The organism is Aestuariirhabdus litorea, assembly GCF_003864255.1.
GTDB classification, from domain to species: domain Bacteria; phylum Pseudomonadota; class Gammaproteobacteria; order Pseudomonadales; family Aestuariirhabdaceae; genus Aestuariirhabdus; species Aestuariirhabdus litorea.
The window spans coordinates 1,438,142-1,461,015 of sequence record NZ_QWEZ01000001.1; the positions used below are offsets into that span (position 1 = coordinate 1,438,142).

Consider the following 22,874-nt stretch of genomic DNA (forward strand, 5'->3'; position numbering starts at 1 on the left):
GGCCTTTTAGTATCTGCTACAATCGCCCTTTCTTTGCTCCGGAGTGATGGATGAACTACTGCATTGCCATCTATGGTGCCCCCTATACCAGCCAGGCCTGCCAGAGCGCACTTCACTTTTGTCGCGCCCTACTGAAAAGAGGGCACAGCATCCAGCGCCTCTTCTTTTACCAGGATGGAGTACACACGGCCTCTACGCTGGCTGTCCCCCCTCAGGATGAGAGCAACCTTCCCGCCGAATGGCAGGGGTTTATTGAGTCCAACCAGCTCGATGCCGTCGTTTGTGTGGCCGCAGCCTTGAGGCGCGGGCTGCTCAACAGTGAAGAGCAGCAGCGCTACGAGAAGCCTGCAGCCAACCTCTCAGCAGCAACCGAACTGTCGGGCCTGGGGCAACTGATCGACGGGGCGGTCCACTGCGACCGCCTGGTCAGCTTTGGGGCTTAAGCCATGGCCAGGTCACTCTGCATTCTCACCAGCAAGGCACCCTATGGCGGCCTGGCCGCGAAAGAGGCGCTGGATGCAGCCCTGATCGGTGCTGCATTCGACCTGCAGGTTTCTATCCTGTTCGACGGCGATGGCGTCTACCAGTTGCTGGGGCAGCAAAACCCGGCGGCCCTGGGCCAGAAAACCTTCTCCGCCCCCCTACCCGCCCTGGAGCTTTATGGTATAGAGCGGCTGCTGGCCTCCAGGGATGCCCTGGAGTCCCGAGGCATCACCCGCGAGCAGCTCTGCATTGAGGTCGAACTGCTTTCCAGCGAAGCCCTGGCGCAACACCTTAACGATACCGACATTGTTCTGGGATTCTGACCCTGCCATGCTGCATATCATTAACAAATCGCTCACCTCCTCCGATGCACTGAAGCGCTGCCTGGCGCTCACACAGCCCGGAGCTGCACTGCTGTTGATCGAAGACGCCGTTTACAACTGCATTCCCAACAGTCCCGGCTACGAACTTCTGCTTCAGCACAGCGAGGCGGTCTCCCTCTATGCACTCACGGAAGACCTCGAAGCCAGGGGGCTGGAGAGGCTGGTCGCCGACCCATTCCAGCGCGTCGACTACCCCGGGTTTGTCACCCTGACTGAGCAACACAGCAAATCATTGAGCTGGGGCTAATATGCGCTTTATCGAGGTCGAAGGACGGGCTATTGAGGTCGACAACGAGGGCTACCTGATACACCTCCAGGATTGGACTCCCTCGGTTGCTGACGAGCTCGCCAAGCTGGACAATATCACACTGGGGCCCTCCCACTGGGAGGTACTCTCCAGCCTCAGGTCCTTCTACGACGAGTTCCAGCTGTCACCCGCCATGCGGCCGCTGGTCAAACACATCGCCAAAACCCTGGGTCAGGAGAAAGGTAACAGCATCTACCTGATGCAACTGTTTCCCGGCAGCCCGGCTAAACTGGCCTCCCGCATCGCTGGCCTGCCCAAACCCACCAATTGCCTCTAACCCATGACCCAGATCCTTACCCCCCAGTTGACCGAACACCCCTTTGCCCAGTACGTACGCATTCTGGGTAAAGGCCCGAAAGGCTCTCGCTCCTTTACCGAAGAGGAGGCATTTGCAGCCATGGGGATGGTGCTCCGGGGCGAGTTGGAGCCTGTCCAGCTAGGGGCTTTCCTGCTGCTGCTGAGGGTTAAAAGCGAAACCCCGGAGGAGCTGGCCGGCTTTGCCCGCGCGGTACGCAGCCATATCAGACTCCCCGAGCAGCCGATGTCGGTGGATCTCGACTGGTCCTCCTACGCCGGCAAGCGCCGCAACCTGCCCTGGTTTGTGCTGAGCATTTTGCTACTCAACAGCTATGGCATCCGCATCTTCATGCATGGCACCGAGGGACACACATCCGGACGTATCTACACCCGCAACGTACTGCAAGCTTTGGGGCTGCCGGTGTGCAACAACTGGGAGCAGGTCAGTAACGCCATTGAACAGGGGGGCTTCGCCTATATGCCGCTGGAAACCCTGTGCCCCGAACTGCAGCAGGTCATCGACCTCAGGAACACCCTCGGTGTGCGCTCGCCGGTGCACTCACTGGTAAGGCTGATGAACCCACTCAACGCCCCCCATGTGATCCAAAGCATCTTCCATCCCGCCTACCAGCCGGTCCATCAGTTAGCGGGCAAGTTGCTGGGCTACACCAACGTTTCAGTGATCAAAGGCGATGGTGGTGAGATTGAGCGCAACCCCGACAACCCCCTGCAGGTTAGAGCGGTGCTGGGCGATGAGCTGGTTGAGGAAGAGTGGCCCCCGCTGTTTGAGCGGCGCCACCTGAAGCCGGCCAGTCTGGAGCTGGATGGCCTGATCGGCCTCTGGCGCGGCACCCAGAGCGATGAGTACGGAGAGCGCGCGGCCACCAGTACCGCGGCCATTGTGCTCAAGCAGATGGGCAAGGCAAACACCCAGCAGGAGGCGCTGGATCTGGCCTCGCAGCTATGGCGCCAGCGGGACAAAAACCGCCTTTAGGGGGCAGCGGCGCTCAGGGTGCGAGAGTCATCCCTCCAGCCCAGCTTCTCACGCAACGACACCACTTCGCCCACGATAATCAGGGTTGGCGCCTTGACCTCCTCGGCGGCGATGATACCAACAATCGTCTTCAGGGTTCCGGTATAAACCCGCTGGTTACGCGTGGTGCCTTGCTGAATCAAGGCGACCGGTGTGTCGGCGCTACGACCATGGGCGACCAGCTGCTCACAGATAATGGGCAGCCCGATGAGCCCCATATAAAAGACCACCGTCTGCCCGCTCTGAACCAGCTCTGCCCAGGGCAGCTTACAACTGCCATCCTTCAGATGACCGGTAATAAATCGGACCGACTGCGCATAGTCCCGGTGGGTCAAGGGGATACCCGCGTAACAGGAGCACCCTGTGGCAGCAGTAATCCCCGGCACCACCTGAAAGGGGATTCCATTCTCTGCCAGCTTGTCGATCTCCTCCCCACCGCGACCAAAGACAAAGGGGTCGCCCCCTTTCAAACGCAACACGCGATGCCCCTCACGGGCCAGCCGCACCAAGAGATCGTTGATCTCCTCCTGCGGCAGGGTGTGAAGCGAGCGGGCCTTGCCCACATTGATGCGCTCGGCATCACGCCGGGTCATATCGAGCACGGCCTCAGAAACCAGGCGGTCATAGAGCACTACATCAGCCTGTTGCATCAAACGTAACGCCCGGAACGTCAGCAGGTCAGGATCGCCAGGGCCACCCCCCACCAGATACACCTCTCCAACGGCGGGCGCCTCTTTGGGGCTGGATTCGATCAGCGCCTGGAGCTGGCGAGCCGCTTCAACCTCCTTGCCGGCAAACACCAACTCAGCCACCCGTCCCTGCAGCACCGACTCCCAAAAATTACGACGCTGGTTAATACTGGAAAAGCGTTGTTTAACGGCCTCGCGAAAGCCCCCCACCAACTCCGCCAGGCGACCGTAGGCCGCCGGAATGGTCGACTCGAGACGAGACCGCAGCAAGCGCGCCAGTACCGGGGATTTACCTCCACTGGAGACCGCGACCACAATGGGAGAGCGATCGATGATCGCCGGCAAAATAAAACTGCACAAAGGGGGGTTGTCCACCACATTAACCGGCATGTTTCGAGCCTTGGCATGCTCCGATACGGAAAGGTTCACGCTGTGGTCGTTAGTGGCGGCAATCACCAACACCTTGCCCTCCAGGTGATCAGGACTATAGGCGGCGCGTTCAATGCTGACGCAGGGATTATCCTCCAGGCCAGTAACACCCGCACCGATCTCGGGTGCAACGATAAAAATCCTGGCCCCGGCCTTGAGCAGCAAAGAGGCCTTGCGAAAGGCAACCTCACCACCGCCAACCACCAGGCAGTCCTTATTCTTCAGATCAAAATAAAGCGGCAAAAATTCCATAAAAATCCGTGGGCGCAATGGCGACAGGAAGAGCGCGGTAAAAAGAAAACCGGGGCCTAAGCCCCGGAATTTCAGATTTCAGTAATACCGCCCATATAGGGAACCAGCACTTCAGGCACACGGATCCGGCCCCGCTCATCCTGGTAGTTTTCCATAATGGCAACCATGGTCCTTCCCACAGCCAGCCCGGAGCCATTGAGGGTATGCACCAGCTCCGGTTTCCCGCTCTCGGGGTTGCGCCAGCGCGCCATCATACGGCGTGCCTGAAAGTCGGTCATATTGCTGCAGGAGGAGATTTCACGATACTTCTGCTGGCCAGGAAGCCACACCTCGATATCATAGGTTTTGGCGGCAGAAAAGCCCAGATCCCCTCCACAGAGGGTGACCACCCGATAGGGAAGCTCGAGCTTCTGCAAAATTGCTTCAGCGTGAGCCGTCAATTTCTCCAGCGTCTCCCAGGACTCATCCGGCCGCACCACATGAACCATCTCCACCTTGTCGAACTGGTGCTGGCGGATCATCCCACGAACATCGCGGCCATAGCTGCCCGCTTCACTGCGAAAGCAGGGAGAGTGACAGACATAACTCAGGGGCATCTCGGCATCCTCAACGATGCTGTCACGCACCACGTTGGTCACCGGCACCTCCGCCGTTGGAATCAGGTAGAGATCGCTTTGATCCTCCCGCTCGATCTTGAACAGGTCCTTTTCAAACTTGGGCAGCTGCCCCGTACCCCGCAGGGAGTCGGCATTAACCAGGTAGGGAACGTAGATCTCTTCGTAGCCATGCTCGTTAACATGGGTATCAATCATAAACTGGGTGATGGCTCGGTGGAGGCGAGCAATCTTGCCCTTCATCACCGAAAAGCGTGCGCCGGCCAGCTTGGCACCGGTTTCGAAATCAAGCTCGCCGTTGAGTTCGCCCAGGGTCACGTGGTCACGGGGCTCAAAGCCAAACTCCACCGGGGTTCCCCAGCGGCGCACCTCAACGTTATCATCTTCACTCTCGCCCGCAGGCACCGACCCATCGGGGACGTTGGGAACCTGCATCAGGATCTCGTTGAGTTCATTCTGAACCTGCCCCAGCAGTTCTTCGGAAACCTTCAGCTCCTCTCCGAGGCGATCCATCTCCGCTTTCAGGGGGGCAATGTCCTCACCCGCCGCCTTCAGCTGGCCAAACCGTTTGGAGCCAACCTTGCGCTCATTCTGCAGCTGCTGGGTCTTGACCTGAATCTCTTTGCGGCGCCCTTCCAGCGCCTGGATCCGGGTTACATCGAGTTTAAACTGCTTCACCAGCAGTTTTTCAGCGATCTCATCTGTGCTGCCTCGCACAAGCTTTGCGTCTAGCATTGGTTACCTTACAAACGTTTAGCCAATTAATTTTTCAACAACCAAAAAGCCAGCCAGTGTGGCCATCAGGCAAAACACTACGCTGGCAATCATATATCCCATTGCAATACCCACCTCACCGTTCTGGATCATCCGCAAAGCATCCAGCGAGAAGGTGGAAAATGTTGTAAATGCGCCCAGAAAGCCTCCGATCAGGCCGTTCTTCCACATGGGAGGCAATTGTAGCCTTTCTACCAGCGTAAAATAAGCGATTCCGATCAAAAAGGAGCCGACCACGTTGACGATCAGGGTGGGCATGGGAAACAGCCGGGAGCCGGTCATCCCGTAGAGGTGATACACCAGAAAACGAGCGCAGGCGCCTGCAGCGCCCCCCGCCCCGACAAACAACAATTGCTGCCACATTTTACTCCTCCCCCCGCTTGCGATCACTGCGCTCATCCAGCTCCCGCAAAAACTGTAACTTCTCGCTGATTTTACGCTCCAGCCCTCGCTCCGTCGGTTCGTAAAAGCGCTGGCCAGACAGGGATCGCGGCAGGTAACGCTCGCCCGCGGCATAGGCATGCTCCTCATCGTGCGCGTAACGGTACTCTGCACCGTAACCCAGCCCCTTCATCAACGCAGTGGGTGCGTTGCGAAGATGGTGCGGAACCTCCTCACTGAGACCGCTACTGACCTGCGAACAGGCAGCCTTAAAGGCGGTATAAAGGGCATTACTCTTGGGAGCACAGGCGCAATAAACCGCCGCCTGGGCAATGGCCCGGTTGCCCTCGGCAGGTCCCAGTCGTTCAAAAGCGTCCCAGGCGTTGAGGGCCACCTGCATCGCCCTGGGGTCTGCATTACCGATATCTTCGGAGGCGATGGCCAGCAACCTGCGCGCCACATACAGCGGATCGCAGCCCCCATCAAGCATCCGCGCAAACCAGTAGAGGGCGCCATCGGGAGAGGACCCCCGCACCGACTTGTGGAAGGCTGATATCTGGTCGTAAAACTGGTCACCCCCCTTATCAAAACGGCGGGTTGATTCTCCCAGCACCTCGACAACCGCCTCCCTGGTGATCTCGGCATTATCATCGACCAGGTCGGAGGCGATCTCCAGCAGGTTGAGAAGACGCCGGGCATCACCATCGGAAGCCCGGCACAGCAGCTCCAGAACGCCATCATCGGTCAGCTTCAAACCCCGTTCACCCAGCCCTCGTTCCCTGTCGACCAGGGCCGCCAGGGCGACGGCCCCCAAACTCTCCTGCGACAAGGGTTTCAACAAGTAGACCCGCGCCCTTGAAAGCAGCGCATTGTTCAGTTCAAAGGAGGGGTTTTCGGTGGTCGCACCGATAAAAACAAGCGTGCCATCCTCCACATAGGGTAGAAAGGCATCCTGCTGGGCCTTGTTAAAACGGTGCACCTCGTCGACGAAGAGAATGGTTTTGCGCTGACCACGGAACTGTTGGGCGCGCTCCACCACTGCGCGTATCTCCTTGACGCCGGAAAGCACGGCCGATACCACCTCGAAGCGAGCATCCACATAGGAGGAGATCAGCCGTGCAAGGGTGGTTTTACCCACACCAGGAGGGCCCCACAACACCATCGAGTGAATCGCACCCCGCTCCAGCACCTTTCGCAAGGGGCGCCCTTGCGCCAGCAGGTGATCCTGCCCGAGGTAGTCATCAAGACTGCGCGGGCGCATCCGATCCGCCAGCGGCCGATAGCCCTGCTCGGAAAACAGTCCCTCTTCATTCATCAGCGCAGGTCTTCGATGATGTCAGTTCCTTCAGGAACCTGCATTTCAAACAGCTCAGCAGGAACGGGAAGATTGATCTCCACGGAGGAGAAGTCGATACGGGTACTCGAACCGAGGGAATCCACCAGTTTCATGGCACTAATCCGCTCATTAACGAACTCCAGTTCAAGGCTCTCAAACAGAGAGTCCGGGGTGCGTGGCACCAGGCTGAAGCGCTGAACCTCCCCCTGCTGCTGCGCCGCCTTGACCTCGAAGTCACGCTCAATCGCAGCCCGGTCACCGCTAAGAATCAGGGCCGGCGTGGTCCCGGCCCTCGGATCCAGAGACTGCACCGTCAACTGTTCAAGGTCCGGGTCGTAAATGGAGACCCGCTGGCCATCGGAGATAACCAACTGTGGAAAGGGGGCCGCCACCTGCCAGCGAAAACGATCCGGTCGCTCAACCACTAACTGGCCATTGGACTCCTGAACCCGGGCACCGCTGGCATCCATGGTCAGCTGCTGAAACTGAGCGTGAATGCTTTGTGCCTTTGCGAGTATACGGGTCAGCTCACCCACCTCACTGGCGTGCAAGACCCCCGAAAACAACATCGCCAGCACGATCATCAAAAAGCGCATCACAGTGGTATCCCCTGGTTAATCCCGTGGTGGTGGCGGAGCCAAAACATCTCGACCACCATTACTGCCCATAGAGCTGACTACCCCGGCCATCTCCATACTTTCGATCAGGCGGGCCGCCCGGTTGTAGCCAATTTTAAATTTACGCTGCACAGAGGAGATGGAGGCCCGCCGGGTTTCGGTGACAAAGGCCACCGCCTGGTCATAGAGGGCGTCACTCTCCTCCCCCTCATCGCCACCTCCTCCCAGGCTGGGATCGCCATCGCCGGAGAAGCCGTTGAGGATCTCCTCGACAAAGTCCGGCTCGCCACGCTTCTTCCAGTCGTCAACGACCCTGTGGACCTCCTCATCGGAGACAAAAGCGCCATGCACACGGATCGGAACCCCCGTTCCCGGGGGCAAATAGAGCATATCCCCGTGGCCAAGCAGCTGCTCCGCCCCGCCCTGATCCAAAATTGTTCGAGAGTCGATCCTGGAGGAAACCTGGAACGCGATCCGGGTAGGGACGTTCGCCTTGATCAACCCGGTAATCACATCGACCGAGGGGCGTTGGGTCGCCAATATCAGGTGGATGCCGGCGGCGCGAGCCTTCTGTGCAATACGCGCGATCAACTCCTCCACCTTTTTACCGACAATCATGATCATATCGGCAAACTCGTCAATCACCACCACGATAAAGGGGAGAGTCTCCAGGGTCGGGGCGACATCACTCTCGCCAAGGGGGTCGTAAAGCGGGTCCAGCAACGGCTCTCCGGCTTTCTCGGCGTCCTTGACCTTGCGGTTATAACCGGCAATGTTACGTACCCCCATGGCCGCCATCAGCTTATACCGACGCTCCATCTCGGCCACGCACCAGCGCAGGGCGTTGGCGGCGTCCTTCATATCGGTTACTACAGGGGTCAACAGGTGGGGAATGCCATCGTAGATCGACAACTCGAGCATCTTGGGGTCCACCATGATCAGGCGCACCTCCTCCGGCGTCGCCTTGAGCAACATACTCAACAGCATGGCGTTAACCCCTACCGACTTACCGGAGCCAGTGGTACCGGCAACCAGCAGGTGAGGCATCTTGGCCAGGTTCACCACCACGGGGACGCCACCGATGTCGTGCCCCAGGGCAAGGCTCAGGGGTGATGCAGCCTCATCGTAAACGGTCGACCCCACAACCTCGGAGAAATACACCGTATTTCTATCCTCGTTAGGAATCTCGATCCCCACCACCGCCTTGCCCGGTATCACCTCCACCACGCGGACACTGATCACTGCCAGGGAGCGCACCAGGTCTTTAGCCAAATTACTGATCTTGCTGACCTTGACCCCGGCGGCGGGCTGTATCTCGAAGCGGGTAATGACAGGGCCAGGGTGCACAGCCACCACTTCGGCCACCACACCGAAATCCTTCAATTTGAGTTCAAGGAGTTTGGACATCCCCTCCAGCGACTCGGCCGAATAACCGTGTACCGCCCCTTTTGCCTGATCCAGTAGCGCCAGGGGGGGTAGATCTCCGACCACCGGCTCGTCAAACAAGCTAACCTGACGCTCTTTCACCACCCGTTTGCTGATTTCCTGCTTCTTCACCGGCGCCGCGATCTTGACCGGTTCACGCTCCTTCTGCCGCTTAACCTCCTGAGCGATAATCACTTTCCGTTCTTGTTTAACTTTCTGTATCTGGCGGCTTTCGCGACGCTCAACAACGGACTTCTTCCAGCGCCGAAGCCTGCCGGACAAGGCATCGAGCAGGCTCAGCGTCAGGCGACCCGTGCGATCCATCAGCCGGAACCATGAGAGGTCGGTAAAAACGGTTACCCCAACCAAAAAACTGCTGACCAGGACCAGGGTGAGCCCAGGTCGTCCCAAACTATCCAGCGACCCATTAGCGACCACATCACCCAATATGCCACCAGGGCCTTCGGGAAAGAGGGTCTCAGCGGGCGAAATATGCAGTGTCGCTATGGCTGCCCCGGACACCAGGGTGACCAGCAGTCCGATCGTCCTCAACGCCAGTAGCGAGGCTTTCCAGCGAAAGGGGTGGTGGCGCCCCCGAAACAGCTGCCAGGATACCCCACCCAGCATCAACGGAAAGAGGTAGGCGAAGCAGCCAAACAGCGATAGCAACAGGTCTGAAAACCAGGCGCCACTGCGGCCGGCCGCATTTTGAATCGAGCCATGACTAACCGCACTCGACCAACCGGGATCGGTTCCATGGTAGGTGGTCAGCGCCATCAGCATATAGACGCACAGCGCTAACAGGAGAATCAGTCCCCCCTCCCGCAGGCGGAGATGGAGCTGCTGTCCCAGCGTGGTGGTTGATGCGGGCTTTGCCGCCTTAGAGTCTTTCAAATCCACATCCCTAAAACATTCTCATGCACATACGGCCGCCAACAGAGCCCACGACCTCTCGCCCATTGTACTCATTTGCCAGAGCATCGACCATAACCAACGGTATTTAAACAACTTTTTCAGAGAACACAGCAACCCCCCGAGAAGCGATTGAACCCCTCCTAGAGCTTCCGTATTATTACTGGCCCCCGCAGCCTAAATCTGCCCCGTTTTCAATACAGGATACCCCCATGAGCGACACCAAACACGCCCGTCTGATCATCCTCGGCGCCGGCCCGGCCGGCTACACGGCCGCCGTCTATGCCGCACGCGCCAACCTGAACCCGGTACTGATTACAGGCATTCAACCCGGCGGGCAGCTCACCACCACCACCGAGATCGATAACTGGCCCTCCGGCGCCGAAGGTCTTCAGGGGCCAGAGCTGATGGAGCGTATGCGCGAACACGCCGAACGCTTTGACACCGAGATAGTCTACGACCACATTAACCAGGCGGACCTCAGCGAGCGCCCCTTTAAGCTTAAGGGTGACAGCGGCGAGTACAGCTGCGACGCCCTGATTATCGCCACCGGCGCCACCGCCCTCTACCTTGGGCTGCCCTCCGAAGAGGCGTTTATGGGCAAAGGGGTTAGCGCCTGCGCCACCTGCGATGGTTTCTTTTACAAAAACCAGAAAGTCGCCGTGGTCGGTGGCGGCAATACCGCAGTTGAGGAGGCTCTCTACCTCGCCAACATAGCCTCCGAGGTGACCCTGATCCATCGCCGCGACAAATTGCGCTGCGAGAAAATCCTGCAGGACAAGCTGTTCGAAAAGGCCGAGAACGGCAACGTTCGCCTTCAGTGGAACCACACGCTGGAGGAGGTTCTGGGTGATGCCAGTGGCGTCACTGGTGCTCGCATCAAGCACACCGAGAGCGGCGAAACCAAAGACCTGGATGTTGCCGGCATTTTTATTGCCATCGGCCACAAACCCAACACCGACCTTTTTGCTGGCCAGCTGGAGATGAAAGACGGTTTCCTTAAGGTCATCAGCGGAACCGAGGGCAACGCCACCCAGACCAACATCCCCGGGATTTTCGCAGCCGGCGACGTAGCGGATCACATCTATCGGCAGGCGATCACCTCAGCCGGCACAGGCTGCATGGCCGCACTGGACGCTGAGCGTTTCCTGGACGAAGAGTAACCCCCCATACGATGCCTCGCCTGCCATGGCTCGATGAAAACCTGGTCCAGTTTCCCCCACCTCAGCAAGCCCTGGACGATCCCAACGGCTTGCTTGCGGCGGGGGGAAACCTCTCACCCACAACCTTACTCAACGCCTACAGCCAGGGCATATTCCCCTGGTTTAGCGAAGGTGAACCCATTCTTTGGTGGTCTCCCGCCCCGCGCTGCGTTCTCTTTCCCGGTGACCTCCACATCTCGAGATCCCTGCACAAAACCTTAAGGCGACACCCCTACCAACTGTCGATGGATCGCGCCTTCCCCACCGTCATGCAAGAGTGCGCCGGCCCTCGCAACTACACCGATCAAACCTGGATTAACTCGCAGATGCAGGACGCGTACTCCGAGCTTCACCGCCAGGGTTATGCGCACTCGGTTGAGTGCTGGCAACAGGGGGAACTGGTCGGGGGACTGTATGGGGTCGCTATCGACAGGGTGTTTTTTGGCGAGTCCATGTTCAGCCGCGCGCCCAACGCCTCCAAAATTGCACTGGTACACCTGTGCGGACAGCTACAGAAGCAGGGTTACCAGCTCATCGACTGCCAGGTGGAAAGCCCCCACCTGCGCTCACTGGGATCAACCACCATGGATCGGCATTCGTTCTGTGACCTGCTCGATAAATTTGCCAAACTCCCACCCGCTGGCGCAGAATTAAGTCGGCCTTTGCCATGGAAACTTGACTGGAATTACGACGGATAGCGGCATGTCTAACCTGAAAGAGCTGCGCTTTTACACCACCCCGCCCCACAACTGCAGCTACCTCGATGCACAGCAGGCCACCACTCTGTTTCTCGACCCTGAGGTCGAGCTGGATAACGCACTCTATAGCCAACTCTCAAACTTCGGTTTTCGTCGCAGTGGCAAACACCTCTACCGTCCCCATTGCGGGGAATGCAACGCCTGCATCCCCATCCGGATCCCGGCCAGTCGCGCCGTGCCCAGCTCAAGCCAGAGAAGGATTCTTAACCGCAATCGCCACCTCACCTGCATCCAGAAACCGGCACGCTACGAGGAGGAACACTTCCAACTCTATGAGCGTTACATCAATAGTCGCCACGGTGATGGCGACATGGCCCCCCCCACCCCATCCCAATACGAATCCTTCCTGACCAGCAGTTGGGAGTTTTGCCATCTCTACGAGTTCCATGACGGGGACGACCTGGTGGCGGTATCAGTGACGGACCGGCTGGAGGATGGACTCTCGGCCATCTATACCTTTTTTTGCCCGGACCGGACCAAAGACAGCCTCGGCAGCTACTGCATCCTCAAACAGCTGGAATTTTGTCGTCAGCTTAACCTGCCCTACCTCTATCTGGGGTACTGGATAAAGCAGTGCAAAAAAATGAGTTACAAGAGCAAATATCGCCCCCTTGAGCTGCTGATTGACAACCAGTGGATGGAGCTGAGATAAGCAATCCAGAGTCCTCTCTGCAATCCTTTGATTTCAGGTGACAATTCAGGCATCATACGCGCCTGATTTTAATGCGGACTGTTCAAAAGCTCAGTTCTGAAATAACAGTTTGAGGAAGATGCCGAATGGCAAAAGAAGATTCGATTGAAATGGAAGGGACCGTTATTGATACCCTTCCCAACACCATGTTTCGCGTCGAGCTGGATAACGGCCACGTTGTAACGGCTCACATTTCAGGCAAGATGCGAAAAAACTACATCCGCATCCTGACCGGCGATAAGGTGCGTGTAGAACTCACCCCTTACGACCTCTCCAAGGGCCGCATTACCTACCGCGCCCGTTAAGTCGAGAGAAAGCCGCTGCTAGGCAGCGGCTTCGGCGTTGATCGCCAACTCTCCATCCCTGATCGTCACAAAAGCCGTACCGCCGGCGATCGATAAATCCCCGAAGAGTATCTCCTCCGCCAAGGGGCGCTTGATGCTGTCCTGAATCAGACGAGCCATGGGCCTGGCGCCCATCAGCTTGTCGTACCCGCGTACCGCAAGCCATTCACGCGCCTCATCATCGACCTCCAACTGAACTTTCTTGTCATCCAGCTGCGCCTGCAGTTCGGTGAGGAACTTGTCCACCACGCGTTTGATGCTTTCAGTAGAGAGCGTACCGAACTGGATAATCCCGTCAAGGCGGTTACGGAACTCCGGTGTGAACAGTTTCTTGATCGCCTCCATACCGTCGGTACTGTGATCCTGCTCGGTAAAGCCGATCGAGGTACGGGCAATGGTTTCAGCCCCGGCATTGGTGGTCATAATGATAATCACGTTGCGGAAGTCCGCCTTACGACCGTTGTTATCGGTCAAAGTGCCGTGATCCATTACCTGCAGCAGCAGATTGAAGACTTCAGGGTGCGCCTTCTCGATCTCATCCAGCAGCAGCACACAATGGGGATTCTTATTGATCGCCTCGGTCAGGAGACCGCCCTGGTCAAAGCCGACATAACCGGGAGGCGCACCAATCAACCGTGACACGGTATGACGCTCCATATACTCCGACATGTCAAAGCGAACCAACTCTATGCCTAACCCCTCTGACAGCTGACGACTGACCTCCGTCTTACCGACACCGGTGGGGCCTGAGAAAAGGAAAGAGCCCACCGGCTTCTCGGGAGACTTGAGGCCCGCCCTCGACAGCTTGATCGCGGTAGCCAGGGAGCGAATCGCCTCGTCCTGCCCGAACACCACCAGCTTGAGATTACGTTCAAGGGTTTCGAGAATCTCCTTGTCGGAGGAGGAGACACTTTTTGGCGGAATACGGGCGATCTTGGCCACGATAGCTTCCACCTCTGCAACACCGATTGACTTACGACGGCGCGCTTCAGGCTGCAGGCGCTGATAGGCCCCCGCCTCATCAATCACATCAATCGCCTTGTCGGGCATGTGACGATCGTTGATATAGCGGTCCGCCAGTTCAGCGGCGGCTTTTAAGGCCGCATTTTTGTACTTGATCTGGTGGTGCTGCTCAAAGCGGCTTTTCAGCCCTTTCAGGATCTCAAAGGTGTCGGCCACCGAAGGTTCGTTGACATCCACCTTCTGGAACCGCCGCGCCAGCGCCCGGTCCTTTTCAAAGATGCCACGGAACTCCTGGAAGGTGGTGGACCCTATACAACGGATCGTGCCCGAGGTCAGTAATGGCTTAAGCAGGTTGGAGGCATCCATGACCCCGCCGGAGGCAGCTCCCGCACCGATAATGGTATGGATCTCGTCAATAAAGAGGATAGCGTGCTCGCGCTTGCTCAGTTCACCCAAGAGCTGCTTGAAGCGCTTCTCAAAGTCACCCCGGTATTTGGTCCCCGCCAGCAAGGCTCCCAGGTCCAGGGAGTAGACTGTGGCCTCCGACAGGATCTCGGGGACCTCCCCGTCGACAATGCGTTTAGCCAACCCCTCCGCCACTGCGGTCTTGCCGACACCCGCCTCCCCCACCAGCAGGGGGTTATTCTTGCGCCGGCGGATCAGGATTTGAGAGACCCGCTCAAGTTCAAGGTCACGCCCGACCAGGGGGTCAATCTTCCCTTTTTGTGCCAGCTCATTAAGATTGGTGGCAAAGCTCTCCAGCGGGTTAGCTCCTCCCTCCTGGCCAGACTCCTCCTCAACACTTTCGTGCTGGTCTGCGTCGCCATGGCTGTGAGAGCCCTGCACCCGGGATATACCGTGCGCAATATAATTGACCACATCGATGCGGGCGATGCTTTGCTGCTTCAAAAAATAGACCGCCTGGCTCTCCTGCTCACTGAAGATGGCCACCAGAACGTTGGCTCCCGTGACTTCACGTTTGCCGGAGCTCTGCACATGAAAGACGGCACGCTGTAGAACACGCTGAAACCCGAGGGTGGGCTGCGTTTCCCGCTCTTCATCGCTGCTGGGTATCAGGGGAGTGGTGGAGTCCACAAACTCGGTCAGGTCCCGTCGAAGGCGCTCCATATCGGCTCCGCAGGCGTTCAGCACACTCAGAGCCGCCTGATTGTCCAGCAAGGCCAACAGAAGATGCTCGACGGTCATAAACTCGTGGCGTTTCATCCGTGCGTCTTTGAACGCCAAGTTGAGCGTCACTTCCAACTCTTTATTCAGCATTTGTCAGGCTTCCTGAGTAGTTATTCCCGTTCGATCTTACATTGCAGAGGGTGTTCGCACTCCCTAGAGTATTGATTCACTTGCTCCGCTTTAGTTTCCGCGATATCACGCGTAAAGATTCCACAGACTCCCTTACCCTGAGTATGAACCGTGAGCATCACCTGAGTGGCTTTTTCACGGTTCATGTTAAAAAAGAGTTCCAACACCTCAACGACAAAATCCATCGGCGTATAGTCGTCATTCATTAGCACCACTTTATACATCGGAGGCGGCTTCAACTTTGGCTTGGCGGGTGCCAACGCCAGGTTGCCATCCTGCTCCTCCCCCTCCTTTCCACCTAATGTTAGACGAACATCAAAAACTTTACCCATTGCGCGCAATCCCGCAAAAAACAATTAAAAATAACCCAATCGGCAATAATACAGCGACTGAGTTGGCATTGGCAGCCCCTCGCCTTGACAGAATCGATCACTTGTTAAACACTTTAAGCTGTTCCCGCGTATGTTGGAGCGATGGGTTTGCTTTCTTTAACAACAATTTAAAAAGCAAACAAAATAGGGATGTATGGCCTCATAAGCCAATCAGCAGAGGGATGTAGAGGATGCCTATTGGTAAAGTAAAGTGGTTTAACAATGCCAAAGGGTATGGTTTTATTCTGCCGGAGGGCAGCGACGAAGATCTTTTCGCTCACTACTCATCCATCCAGATGGATGGCTACAAGACACTCAAGGCCGGTCAGGATGTCAGCTTCGATATCTTGCAGGGCCCCAAAGGTCTTCACGCCATCAACATTACCGCCACGGAGCCGGCAGTCAGCAAACCAACAGCAGACACAGAGAACACAAGTCAGGAGGTAGAAACCCTATACAGCGAGACTTGATACAGGCAGCTCGCTAACAACCTGACGCAAAAAGAGGCCTTGGCCTCTTTTTTTATTCCTCCCGCCCCGAAGAATCCCAGCGATGACGCGCCTGCTGATCGCAGCTACGCGCGTCCAACCATCGAGCCCCCTGGACAGAATGCTCTTTCTTCCAGAAAGGGGCGTCGGTCTTCAAAAAATCCATTATGAACTCACAAGCCGCAAAGGCATCGCCACGGTGCAGGCTGGTCACCCCCACAAAGACGATTTGCGCCTCCACCTCCAACCGGCCGATGCGGTGAATTACGGTGGCATCCATCACCTGCCAGCGCTGCATGGCCTCAGCCACTATGTTGGACAGCGTCTTTTCCACCATCGCGGGGTAACACTCCAACTCCAAAGCGGAGACGCCTGTGTCCAGGTTGAGATCCCGAACTACCCCCGTGAAGGTAACAACAGCACCGACCGAGGGCTGACCAGCCCGCAGGGCGGCCACCTCCTCCTCAATACTGAAGTCCTCCTGCTGGATCTGGATCTTCATGCCCGCCCATCCTCTCGCTGCCAGTGACCGGACTTGCCGCCAGATTTCTCCAGCAGCCGAGTGCTTTCGATCAGGATGCCTTTATCCACCGCCTTGCACATATCGTAGATAGTAAGGGCGGCCACCGAGGCGGCCGTGAGCGCTTCCATCTCAACACCGGTGCGACCAGCCAGCTTGCACAGCGACTCTATTCGTATGCGATGGCTCCGGGGGTGTAGCTCAAACTCTACCTTCACCTTGGTCAGGGCCAGTGGATGGCAGAGTGGTATCAGATCTGAGCAGCGCTTGGCCGCCATGATGCCTGCAATGCGCGCAGTCGCCAGCACATCCCCCTTCTTGATGCCGCCGGCCGCAATCAATTCAAAGGTTTCCTGGTTCAGGGATACCCAGGACTCAGCGATCGCCACTCGCTCGGAGACCTCTTTGTCGGTCACATCCACCATGTGGGCGTGCCCCTGCTCATCCAGGTGAGTAAAACGCTGCTGGCTCATTATTTCGTCCCGATAGAGTAAAACGCGAAGGCAATTGCGTTATGGAAGTGCTAGTTTTAACACCTTTGTCCCCCCTCTTTCAAACCGGGACCCTAGCGTCAAAACCCGCCTGACCGATGGCATGATGATACAGGAATAAAACTGTGAAATGGCCCCCCCATATTACCGTGGCAACTATTGTTGAGAACCAGGGGAGCTTCCTCTTTGTCGAGGAGCTCGCGGGCCACGAAAGGGTCCTGAACCAGCCCGCCGGGCACCTTGAACCCGGCGAAACACTGGTACAGGCCGCCGCCCGGGAAACCCTTGAGGAGAGCTGTTGGGAAGTGCGAGTTGAGAGCCTGATTGGCATCTACATCTACCACTCTCCCCACAACCAAACCATCTACCACCGTTACTGTTTTGCCGGCCGGCCACTTCGAGAGCGAAACGACCTGCACCCTGATGAGGCGATCAAGGCGGTTCACTGGCTAACACCTGAAGCGCTGGATCAGCACCCCGCAGCACTTCGCAGCCCACTTGTGAAAAGGTGCCTTGAGGACTACCTCATGGGCACTCGCTATCCATTGGATCTTATTCAGGAGCACGGGTAAAATAGCCGCCCTACTATAGCTCCCAACCACGCAGGTGCCATGAGCAGCAACCCCCACACCAAGGTTATCGTCGGCATGTCCGGCGGTGTCGACTCCTCCGTTTCAGCCCTGCTGCTTCAGCAACAGGGCTACCAGGTCGAAGGCCTGTTCATGAAAAACTGGGACGAGGACGACGGCACCGAATACTGTACGGCGAAAGAGGACCTCAAAGACGCGCAACTGGTGTGCGACAAGCTGGGCATCAAACTGCACACAGCCAACTTCGCCGCCGAATACTGGGATAATGTCTTCGAGCACTTCCTCGAGGAGTACCGCGCAGGACGCACCCCCAACCCCGACATTCTCTGTAACCGGGAGATCAAGTTTAAAGCCTTTCTCGATTACGCCCTGCTGCTGGGGGCCGACGCCATTGCCACCGGTCACTATGTCCGTCGCCGCGAGCGCAATGGCCACTACGAGCTGATCAAGGGACTCGACAGCAACAAAGACCAGTCCTATTTCCTGCATGCGGTGGGAGCCGAGCAGATCGCCAAAACCCTGTTCCCGGTTGGGGAGCTGGAAAAACCACGTGTCAGGGAGATTGCTGAAGCCCACGATCTGGTTACCCACAACAAGAAGGACAGCACCGGCATCTGCTTTATCGGGGAGCGACGCTTCAAAGATTTCCTTAAGCAGTACATTCCAGCCCAGCCCGGCAATATTGAAACCCCGGAAGGCAAGGTAATCGGGCAGCACAGCGGCCTGATGTACCATACCCTGGGCCAGCGGCAGGGGCTGGGCATTGGTGGCCTGAAAGAGGCGGGGGAAGCCCCCTGGTACGTGGTCGACAAAGACCTTGAGCGTAACGTTCTGGTTGCCGCTCAAGGCAGCCAGCATCCGCTGCTTTTTTCCGATGCCCTGCTCCTCAGCCACATCCATTGGGTGAGCGGGGAGCCCCCGCAGCTTCCGGCCAGCCTCAACGCGAAAGTGCGCTATCGTCAAAGCGATCAAGCTTGCCAGCTAACGGGCGATAGCGAAGGCGGCTTCCGGGTCGAGTTTGACGTACCTCAGCGCGCGGTCACTCCAGGGCAGTCGGTTGTCTTTTACGACGGTGACTGCTGCCTGGGCGGAGGGGTAATTGAAAAGCGCATACAGTCCACCCGCGTCACTGATGAAGGCCTTTAAGGAGCAGATATCCCCATGAGCCACAATTTTCAGGACCAGGTTCTCTCCCTTGCCGGCATTTTCCAATCCGCTGTACTGGTGGAGAAGATCGCCCGCAGTGGTAACGCTCCCACCGACAGTTTCGAGTGCACCCTGGGCAGCATTCTGGTGACCAACCCCGACTCGGTCGAAGCGGTTTATGAGGGGCGACACGGACTCTATCTGGGGCTAACCCACCTCAAACACGTACTGGAAAGAGACCGTAAGGCGATGTCGGGCGACGCGATACGTTACGTCCTAACCCTGATCCAACTGGAGAAAAAGCTCTCTAAAAACAAAGAGATGATGGATGTTATTAGCAACCGACTTGAACAAATAAGTCAGCAGCGCCTGCACTTTGAAATCGGCCACGAAAACATAATCGGTGCCCTCGCCGCACTCTATCAGGATACCTTGAGCACCTTTTCCACCCGTATCCATGTCACCGGTGACGTCCGCCACCTGCAAAGTAGCGACAACGCCCAGCGCATCCGCGCCTGTCTGCTGGGCGGCATTCGCTCCGCCATCCTTTGGCGTCAGGTGGGCGGGTATCGCTGGCAACTTATTTTAGGCCGCAAAAAAATGCTGGCCTGTGTCGAGCACCTTCTGCGCCCCTGAAAACAGACCCGCTTTTGTGTATTATGCGCCCCGCCAATTAACTTAACCGGAATATCAGCATGCAACTCTCTCCTATTACAGCCGTCTCCCCTATTGATGGTCGCTATGGCAGCAAAACCCAAAGCCTGCGCCCGGTATTCAGTGAGTTCGGCCTGATCCGTTTTCGCGTTATCGTTGAGATTCGCTGGCTACAGTGTCTGGCAAACCACCCCCAGGTTGCCGAAGTTCCGCCATTGAGCCCGGAGGCAAACCAGCAACTTAACCGTATCGCCGAGGTGTTCAGCGAGGCCGATGCTGAGCGGATTAAGGAGATCGAGCGCACCACCAACCATGACGTCAAGGCGGTGGAGTACTTCATCAAGGAGCGTCTGGCCGACAATCCGGAGCTGAACGCCATCTCCGAATTTGTGCACTTTGCCTGCACCTCCGAGGACATCAACAACCTCTCCCACGCCCTGATGCTGTCCGAAGGGCGCGACCAGTGCATGCTGCCGGTAATGGAGGAGATCATCACCGCCATCAAGGCGCTCGCCCACGACTTTGCCGAGCAGCCCATGCTGTCGCGCACCCACGGGCAGACCGCCTCCCCGACCACCCTGGGCAAGGAGATGGCGAACGTCGCCGCCCGCCTGCAGCGACAGCTGCAGCAGATCGCCGCGATCAAGCCATTGGGTAAAATTAATGGGGCGGTGGGCAACTACAACGCTCACCTGTCAGCCTACCCGGAGGTGGACTGGCAAGCCAACGCCCAAACCTTTGTCGGGAGCCTCGGTCTCGAGTGGAACCCCTACACCACGCAGATTGAGCCCCACGACTATATCGCCGAGCTCTACGACGCCATCGCTCGTTTTAACACCATCCTTATCGACTTCGATCGCGATGTCTGGGGCTATATCTCCCAGGGCTACTTCAAGCAGAAGACCATCGCCGGTGAGGTGGGCTCCTCCACCATGCCCCACAAGGTCAACCCGATCGATTTCGAGAACTCCGAGGGCAACCTGGGGATCGCCAACGCCATCATGCAGCATCTGGCCAGCAAACTGCCAATCTCCCGCTGGCAGCGGGACCTCACCGACTCCACCGTACTGCGCAACCTCGGCGTCGGCCTGGGTCACAGCCTGATCGCCTACCATGCCACCCTCAAAGGCATCAGCAAGCTTGAGGTCAACGCCGCACGCCTCGATAGCGACCTGGATAACGCCTGGGAGGTACTCGCCGAGCCCATCCAGACCGTCATGCGCCGCTATGGCATCGAGCAGCCCTATGAAAAACTCAAGGCGCTGACCCGTGGCCAGACCATCAACCAGCAGACCCTGGAGCAGTTTATCGACAGCCTGGAGCTGCCCGAGCACGCCAAACAGCAGCTGAAGGCTCTGACCCCTGCTAACTACATCGGCAACGCGGCCGACCAGGCCCGCGCCATCTAGTCAGACCGCCGGGCGGGCACTCCCGCCCGGCGCCCTTCCCTTTTTGTCTTGCCCCCTCCCCAAGCCACCCAACTGCTGACAAAACAGCGGGCTCTGGTTACTATCAAAAAAACGGGCCAGACGATCAACCATGCACAGCCGCCTCCACTTTCACATCCTCCAACTTCCCTGGCACCAGGCCAAGGAGGAGGCGATGGCTCTGCGCACTGAGATATTCCACAGGGAGCAAGGCATCGCCCTCGAGCTGATGTCGGACGAACAGGATCCCGATGCCCTGCACTTTCTCCTCTACCTGGAGGGGGATAAACTTCCCTCCGGCACCGCCCGCATGCTGGCGAACGGCCGCATCGGACGGGTGGCGGTCAGCCAGCCATTACGCGGCCAGGGCCTTGGCGAGGCGCTGATGCGCTACCTGCACGACATTGCCCTGCAGCTCGACCTTGAGGCCACCCATTTGCATGCCCAGCAGGGCAGCCTTCCTTTCTATGAAAGGCTGGGCTACCGGCCCCAGGGGGAGCCTTTCGTTGAGGCCGGTATCCCCCACCAGGCGATGCAGCGCCCAGTGGCCCCGGCAAACGCCCCCATCGAGTTTACCGCGGTCCAAGAAGGGCCTCGCCCCATCATCAAGGCGCCCTCCCCCGAGGATTACCAGCCCCGGGCAACCCGCCCCGCCGATGACCCTGTCCAGACAGACGCCAGCCTGGGCTCAACCGGTGCCATCGCACCGCTGAAGGAACTCGATCAGGTAATCGACCACATTGCAGCCCTCATTGCTCAGGCGGACGAGCAGGTGTTTATCTACGCCCCGACCCTGAACCCGCAGCTGTTTGCCCACCCCAAGGTGCTGGACGCGATCTCCGCCGCTGCCCGCCGCAACCCCTTCAGCCGGGTGCAGATACTGGTGAGTGAGATCAGCGCCATGGTCAAGCAACACCATCCCCTGCTCCAGCTTCAACAGCGAATCAACAGCCTTATCAGCCTGCGCTGCACCATCCCCGCCTACCCGCTCGATAGCCACGCCCTGGTACTGGCCGATGACTGTGGCTGGCTGGAGCTGGTGGACGATAACCCGCTGTGCCTGTGCGGAAACTTTAACGATGGCCCGAGGGTCAAACAGTGGCGCGAGCGGATCAAATACCCATGGAACCATTCCGTGATCCCCCAGGATATTCGGCAGATGTCATTATGAATGCTAAAGCTTACTGGCTGGGACTCCTGCTCCTGCTGACCTCGTTTCCCCTGCTGGCGCAGATGAACACCTATACCCTGGATACCCGTCACCAGCTGGCCAGCGACCTGGTGCCCACCCTGAAGGAGCTGCTCCCGCCCGGCGGAAGTGTCACCTCTTTCAACAACGTCCTGATCATCAAAACCACCGCCGATAACTTTACCCAGCTGCAGAACATTATCGAACAGCTCGACACCCCCATCCGTCAGCTGATGGTCAGTGTGACCCAGGATGAACGGATTGCCCGTAACCGCCGGTCCCTCCAGGTGGATGGCTCCCTGCGCGCAGGGGATGGCGAAATTTCACTTGGTGATCCGGAGAAGGATAGGCTGAGCATCGATTACGGCACCCGCTCCCGTAACAACCAGGGGACCCAGCGCGTCCGCACTCTGGAGGGGCAACCCGCTTTTGTACAGATAGGTCAACAGGTACCGGTAACGAGCACGAACGGCTGGAACAGCAGCACCCAATACCAGTCCGTGGTGCGAGGGTTCTACGTCACCGTACGAGTGCGGGATAAGGTGGCCGATGTGACCATCGAAACCCGCAACGACCGCCTGCAGACGGGTGGCGGTCAGACTCCGCAGGGGGCCCGGCCTATCGACACCCAGGGTGCTACCACTCGCGTACAGGTAAGGCTGGGCGAATGGATCGCCATCGGGCAGCTGGACGAAGATTCACGGCAGAGCGACCGCCAGCTCAACCGCCGCAGCGACGGTACCCTTAGCCGTCGGGGCAGTTTCTACCTGAAGGTGGATGAGATCTGACCG

General features: G+C 58.0%; 26 protein-coding genes. 16 read left to right on the forward strand and 10 right to left on the reverse strand.

Features of this window, described 5'->3' with window-relative positions; genetic code table 11:
* The first annotated feature begins 50 nt into the window (after positions 1-50).
* From tusD to D0544_RS06700, 5 genes are read left to right on the forward strand one after another with little or no spacing between them, the layout of a single operon-like run.
* Entirely contained in the window at positions 51-443 is a 393-nt protein-coding gene (tusD, locus tag D0544_RS06680) for a sulfurtransferase complex subunit TusD (RefSeq protein ID WP_125015209.1), read from the forward strand.
* A gap of 3 nt (positions 444-446) precedes the next feature.
* Complete coding sequence (gene tusC, locus D0544_RS06685) at positions 447-806, forward strand: sulfurtransferase complex subunit TusC (protein WP_125015210.1); 360 nt, start codon at positions 447-449, stop codon at positions 804-806.
* A 7-nt stretch (positions 807-813) separates the two neighbouring features.
* Entirely contained in the window at positions 814-1,113 is a 300-nt protein-coding gene (tusB, locus tag D0544_RS06690; protein ID WP_125015211.1) for a sulfurtransferase complex subunit TusB, read from the forward strand.
* A gap of 1 nt (position 1,114) precedes the next feature.
* Positions 1,115-1,450 (forward strand): TusE/DsrC/DsvC family sulfur relay protein, encoded by a 336-nt coding sequence (locus D0544_RS06695; RefSeq protein WP_125015212.1) that lies wholly within the window; start codon positions 1,115-1,117, stop codon positions 1,448-1,450.
* Between the two features lie 3 nt (positions 1,451-1,453).
* A complete protein-coding gene (locus D0544_RS06700; protein WP_125015213.1) occupies positions 1,454-2,464 on the forward strand; it encodes a glycosyl transferase family protein in 1,011 nt (336 codons plus the stop codon).
* On the opposite strand, the gene cysG is transcribed toward D0544_RS06700, so the two are convergent.
* The 6 genes from cysG to D0544_RS06730 form a co-directional block, all read right to left on the reverse strand.
* A complete protein-coding gene (cysG, locus tag D0544_RS06705) occupies positions 2,461-3,873 on the reverse strand; it encodes a siroheme synthase CysG (RefSeq protein ID WP_125015214.1) in 1,413 nt (470 codons plus the stop codon). The genes D0544_RS06700 and cysG overlap by 4 nt on opposite strands.
* A 71-nt stretch (positions 3,874-3,944) precedes the next feature.
* On the reverse strand, positions 3,945-5,222 hold the full coding sequence (gene serS / locus D0544_RS06710; RefSeq protein ID WP_125015215.1) for a serine--tRNA ligase: 1,278 nt from the start codon (positions 5,220-5,222) through the stop codon (positions 3,945-3,947).
* 18 nt (positions 5,223-5,240) lie between these two features.
* Positions 5,241-5,660: a fluoride efflux transporter FluC gene (locus D0544_RS06715; protein WP_243647257.1), complete on the reverse strand. Its 420-nt coding sequence runs from the start codon at positions 5,658-5,660 to the stop codon at positions 5,241-5,243.
* Positions 5,626-6,957, reverse strand: a complete 1,332-nt coding sequence (locus tag D0544_RS06720; protein WP_125015216.1) for a replication-associated recombination protein A — start codon at positions 6,955-6,957, stop codon at positions 5,626-5,628. Before D0544_RS06720 ends, D0544_RS06715 begins: the two co-directional genes overlap by 35 nt.
* Positions 6,957-7,574, reverse strand: coding sequence for an outer membrane lipoprotein periplasmic chaperone LolA (lolA, locus tag D0544_RS06725; RefSeq protein ID WP_243647303.1), 618 nt, complete (start codon positions 7,572-7,574; stop codon positions 6,957-6,959). Before lolA ends, D0544_RS06720 begins: the two co-directional genes overlap by 1 nt.
* Before the next feature lie 18 nt (positions 7,575-7,592).
* On the reverse strand, positions 7,593-9,914 hold the full coding sequence (locus tag D0544_RS06730) for a DNA translocase FtsK (protein WP_125015218.1): 2,322 nt from the start codon (positions 9,912-9,914) through the stop codon (positions 7,593-7,595).
* A 230-nt stretch (positions 9,915-10,144) separates the two neighbouring features.
* On the opposite strand from D0544_RS06730, the gene trxB reads away from it, so the two are divergent.
* From trxB to infA, 4 genes are all read left to right on the forward strand, one after another.
* A complete protein-coding gene (trxB, locus tag D0544_RS06735; protein ID WP_125015219.1) occupies positions 10,145-11,095 on the forward strand; it encodes a thioredoxin-disulfide reductase in 951 nt (316 codons plus the stop codon).
* 11 nt (positions 11,096-11,106) lie between these two features.
* On the forward strand, positions 11,107-11,832 hold the full coding sequence (gene aat, locus D0544_RS06740) for a leucyl/phenylalanyl-tRNA--protein transferase (protein WP_125015220.1): 726 nt from the start codon (positions 11,107-11,109) through the stop codon (positions 11,830-11,832).
* 4 nt (positions 11,833-11,836) lie between these two features.
* On the forward strand, positions 11,837-12,544 hold the full coding sequence (locus tag D0544_RS06745) for an arginyltransferase (protein WP_125015221.1): 708 nt from the start codon (positions 11,837-11,839) through the stop codon (positions 12,542-12,544).
* Positions 12,545-12,669: 125 nt separating this feature from the next.
* On the forward strand, positions 12,670-12,888 hold the full coding sequence (gene infA / locus D0544_RS06750; protein ID WP_125015222.1) for a translation initiation factor IF-1: 219 nt from the start codon (positions 12,670-12,672) through the stop codon (positions 12,886-12,888).
* Between the two features lie 18 nt (positions 12,889-12,906).
* Here the strand turns inward: infA and clpA are convergent, their stop codons facing one another.
* Together clpA and clpS are read right to left on the reverse strand one after the other, a co-directional pair.
* Complete coding sequence (gene clpA / locus D0544_RS06755; protein ID WP_125015223.1) at positions 12,907-15,168, reverse strand: ATP-dependent Clp protease ATP-binding subunit ClpA; 2,262 nt, start codon at positions 15,166-15,168, stop codon at positions 12,907-12,909.
* Between the two features lie 20 nt (positions 15,169-15,188).
* Positions 15,189-15,539: an ATP-dependent Clp protease adapter ClpS gene (clpS, locus tag D0544_RS06760; protein ID WP_125015224.1), complete on the reverse strand. Its 351-nt coding sequence runs from the start codon at positions 15,537-15,539 to the stop codon at positions 15,189-15,191.
* A gap of 230 nt (positions 15,540-15,769) precedes the next feature.
* Between clpS and cspD the strand changes: the two genes are divergently transcribed.
* On the forward strand, positions 15,770-16,048 hold the full coding sequence (gene cspD / locus D0544_RS06765) for a cold shock domain-containing protein CspD (RefSeq protein ID WP_125015225.1): 279 nt from the start codon (positions 15,770-15,772) through the stop codon (positions 16,046-16,048).
* A 52-nt stretch (positions 16,049-16,100) separates the two neighbouring features.
* Here cspD and moaE read toward each other — a convergent pair whose 3' ends face one another.
* Together moaE and moaC are read right to left on the reverse strand one after the other, a co-directional pair.
* Positions 16,101-16,568 (reverse strand): molybdopterin synthase catalytic subunit MoaE, encoded by a 468-nt coding sequence (moaE, locus tag D0544_RS06770; protein ID WP_125015226.1) that lies wholly within the window; start codon positions 16,566-16,568, stop codon positions 16,101-16,103.
* On the reverse strand, positions 16,565-17,059 hold the full coding sequence (moaC, locus tag D0544_RS06775; RefSeq protein ID WP_125015227.1) for a cyclic pyranopterin monophosphate synthase MoaC: 495 nt from the start codon (positions 17,057-17,059) through the stop codon (positions 16,565-16,567). The genes moaE and moaC overlap by 4 nt, the downstream gene beginning before the upstream one ends.
* A gap of 143 nt (positions 17,060-17,202) precedes the next feature.
* Between moaC and D0544_RS06780 the strand changes: the two genes are divergently transcribed.
* The 6 genes from D0544_RS06780 (at position 17,203) to D0544_RS06805 (ending at position 22,871) form a co-directional block, all read left to right on the forward strand.
* Entirely contained in the window at positions 17,203-17,649 is a 447-nt protein-coding gene (locus D0544_RS06780) for an NUDIX hydrolase (RefSeq protein ID WP_125015228.1), read from the forward strand.
* Between the two features lie 39 nt (positions 17,650-17,688).
* Entirely contained in the window at positions 17,689-18,813 is a 1,125-nt protein-coding gene (gene mnmA / locus D0544_RS06785; protein ID WP_125015229.1) for a tRNA 2-thiouridine(34) synthase MnmA, read from the forward strand.
* A 15-nt stretch (positions 18,814-18,828) separates the two neighbouring features.
* Positions 18,829-19,449 carry a high frequency lysogenization protein HflD gene (gene hflD, locus D0544_RS06790; RefSeq protein WP_125015230.1) on the forward strand — a complete coding sequence of 207 codons (621 nt, stop codon included), beginning with the start codon at positions 18,829-18,831 and terminating at the stop codon, positions 19,447-19,449.
* Positions 19,450-19,508: 59 nt separating this feature from the next.
* Positions 19,509-20,876, forward strand: a complete 1,368-nt coding sequence (purB, locus tag D0544_RS06795; RefSeq protein ID WP_125015231.1) for an adenylosuccinate lyase — start codon at positions 19,509-19,511, stop codon at positions 20,874-20,876.
* A 193-nt stretch (positions 20,877-21,069) separates the two neighbouring features.
* Positions 21,070-22,065, forward strand: a complete 996-nt coding sequence (locus D0544_RS06800; RefSeq protein ID WP_164880858.1) for a GNAT family N-acetyltransferase — start codon at positions 21,070-21,072, stop codon at positions 22,063-22,065.
* Positions 22,062-22,871, forward strand: a complete 810-nt coding sequence (locus D0544_RS06805; protein ID WP_164880859.1) for a secretin N-terminal domain-containing protein — start codon at positions 22,062-22,064, stop codon at positions 22,869-22,871. Before D0544_RS06800 ends, D0544_RS06805 begins: the two co-directional genes overlap by 4 nt.
* Positions 22,872-22,874 lie beyond the last annotated feature (3 nt).

Bases quoted from the DNA above. Each gene is read 5' to 3' on its own strand.
- tusD (WP_125015209.1), top strand. From the start codon at position 51: ATGAACTACTGCATTGCCATCTATGGTGCCCCCTATACCAGCCAGGCC.
- hflD (WP_125015230.1), top strand. From the start codon at position 18,829: ATGAGCCACAATTTTCAGGACCAGGTTCTCTCCCTTGCCGGCATTTTC.
- D0544_RS06805 (WP_164880859.1), top strand. From the start codon at position 22,062: ATGAATGCTAAAGCTTACTGGCTGGGACTCCTGCTCCTGCTGACCTCG.
- tusC (WP_125015210.1), top strand. From the start codon at position 447: ATGGCCAGGTCACTCTGCATTCTCACCAGCAAGGCACCCTATGGCGGC.
- D0544_RS06715 (WP_243647257.1), bottom strand. From the start codon at position 5,660: ATGAGCGCAGTGATCGCAAGCGGGGGGAGGAGTAAAATGTGGCAGCAA.
- serS (WP_125015215.1), bottom strand. From the start codon at position 5,222: ATGCTAGACGCAAAGCTTGTGCGAGGCAGCACAGATGAGATCGCTGAA.
- D0544_RS06800 (WP_164880858.1), top strand. From the start codon at position 21,070: ATGGCTCTGCGCACTGAGATATTCCACAGGGAGCAAGGCATCGCCCTC.
- D0544_RS06695 (WP_125015212.1), top strand. From the start codon at position 1,115: ATGCGCTTTATCGAGGTCGAAGGACGGGCTATTGAGGTCGACAACGAG.
- clpS (WP_125015224.1), bottom strand. From the start codon at position 15,539: ATGGGTAAAGTTTTTGATGTTCGTCTAACATTAGGTGGAAAGGAGGGG.
- moaC (WP_125015227.1), bottom strand. From the start codon at position 17,059: ATGAGCCAGCAGCGTTTTACTCACCTGGATGAGCAGGGGCACGCCCAC.
- D0544_RS06745 (WP_125015221.1), top strand. From the start codon at position 11,837: ATGTCTAACCTGAAAGAGCTGCGCTTTTACACCACCCCGCCCCACAAC.
- purB (WP_125015231.1), top strand. From the start codon at position 19,509: ATGCAACTCTCTCCTATTACAGCCGTCTCCCCTATTGATGGTCGCTAT.
- cspD (WP_125015225.1), top strand. From the start codon at position 15,770: ATGCCTATTGGTAAAGTAAAGTGGTTTAACAATGCCAAAGGGTATGGT.
- aat (WP_125015220.1), top strand. From the start codon at position 11,107: ATGCCTCGCCTGCCATGGCTCGATGAAAACCTGGTCCAGTTTCCCCCA.
- D0544_RS06720 (WP_125015216.1), bottom strand. From the start codon at position 6,957: ATGAATGAAGAGGGACTGTTTTCCGAGCAGGGCTATCGGCCGCTGGCG.
- infA (WP_125015222.1), top strand. From the start codon at position 12,670: ATGGCAAAAGAAGATTCGATTGAAATGGAAGGGACCGTTATTGATACC.
- moaE (WP_125015226.1), bottom strand. From the start codon at position 16,568: ATGAAGATCCAGATCCAGCAGGAGGACTTCAGTATTGAGGAGGAGGTG.
- trxB (WP_125015219.1), top strand. From the start codon at position 10,145: ATGAGCGACACCAAACACGCCCGTCTGATCATCCTCGGCGCCGGCCCG.
- tusB (WP_125015211.1), top strand. From the start codon at position 814: ATGCTGCATATCATTAACAAATCGCTCACCTCCTCCGATGCACTGAAG.
- lolA (WP_243647303.1), bottom strand. From the start codon at position 7,574: ATGCGCTTTTTGATGATCGTGCTGGCGATGTTGTTTTCGGGGGTCTTG.
- mnmA (WP_125015229.1), top strand. From the start codon at position 17,689: ATGAGCAGCAACCCCCACACCAAGGTTATCGTCGGCATGTCCGGCGGT.
- cysG (WP_125015214.1), bottom strand. From the start codon at position 3,873: ATGGAATTTTTGCCGCTTTATTTTGATCTGAAGAATAAGGACTGCCTG.
- D0544_RS06700 (WP_125015213.1), top strand. From the start codon at position 1,454: ATGACCCAGATCCTTACCCCCCAGTTGACCGAACACCCCTTTGCCCAG.
- clpA (WP_125015223.1), bottom strand. From the start codon at position 15,168: ATGCTGAATAAAGAGTTGGAAGTGACGCTCAACTTGGCGTTCAAAGAC.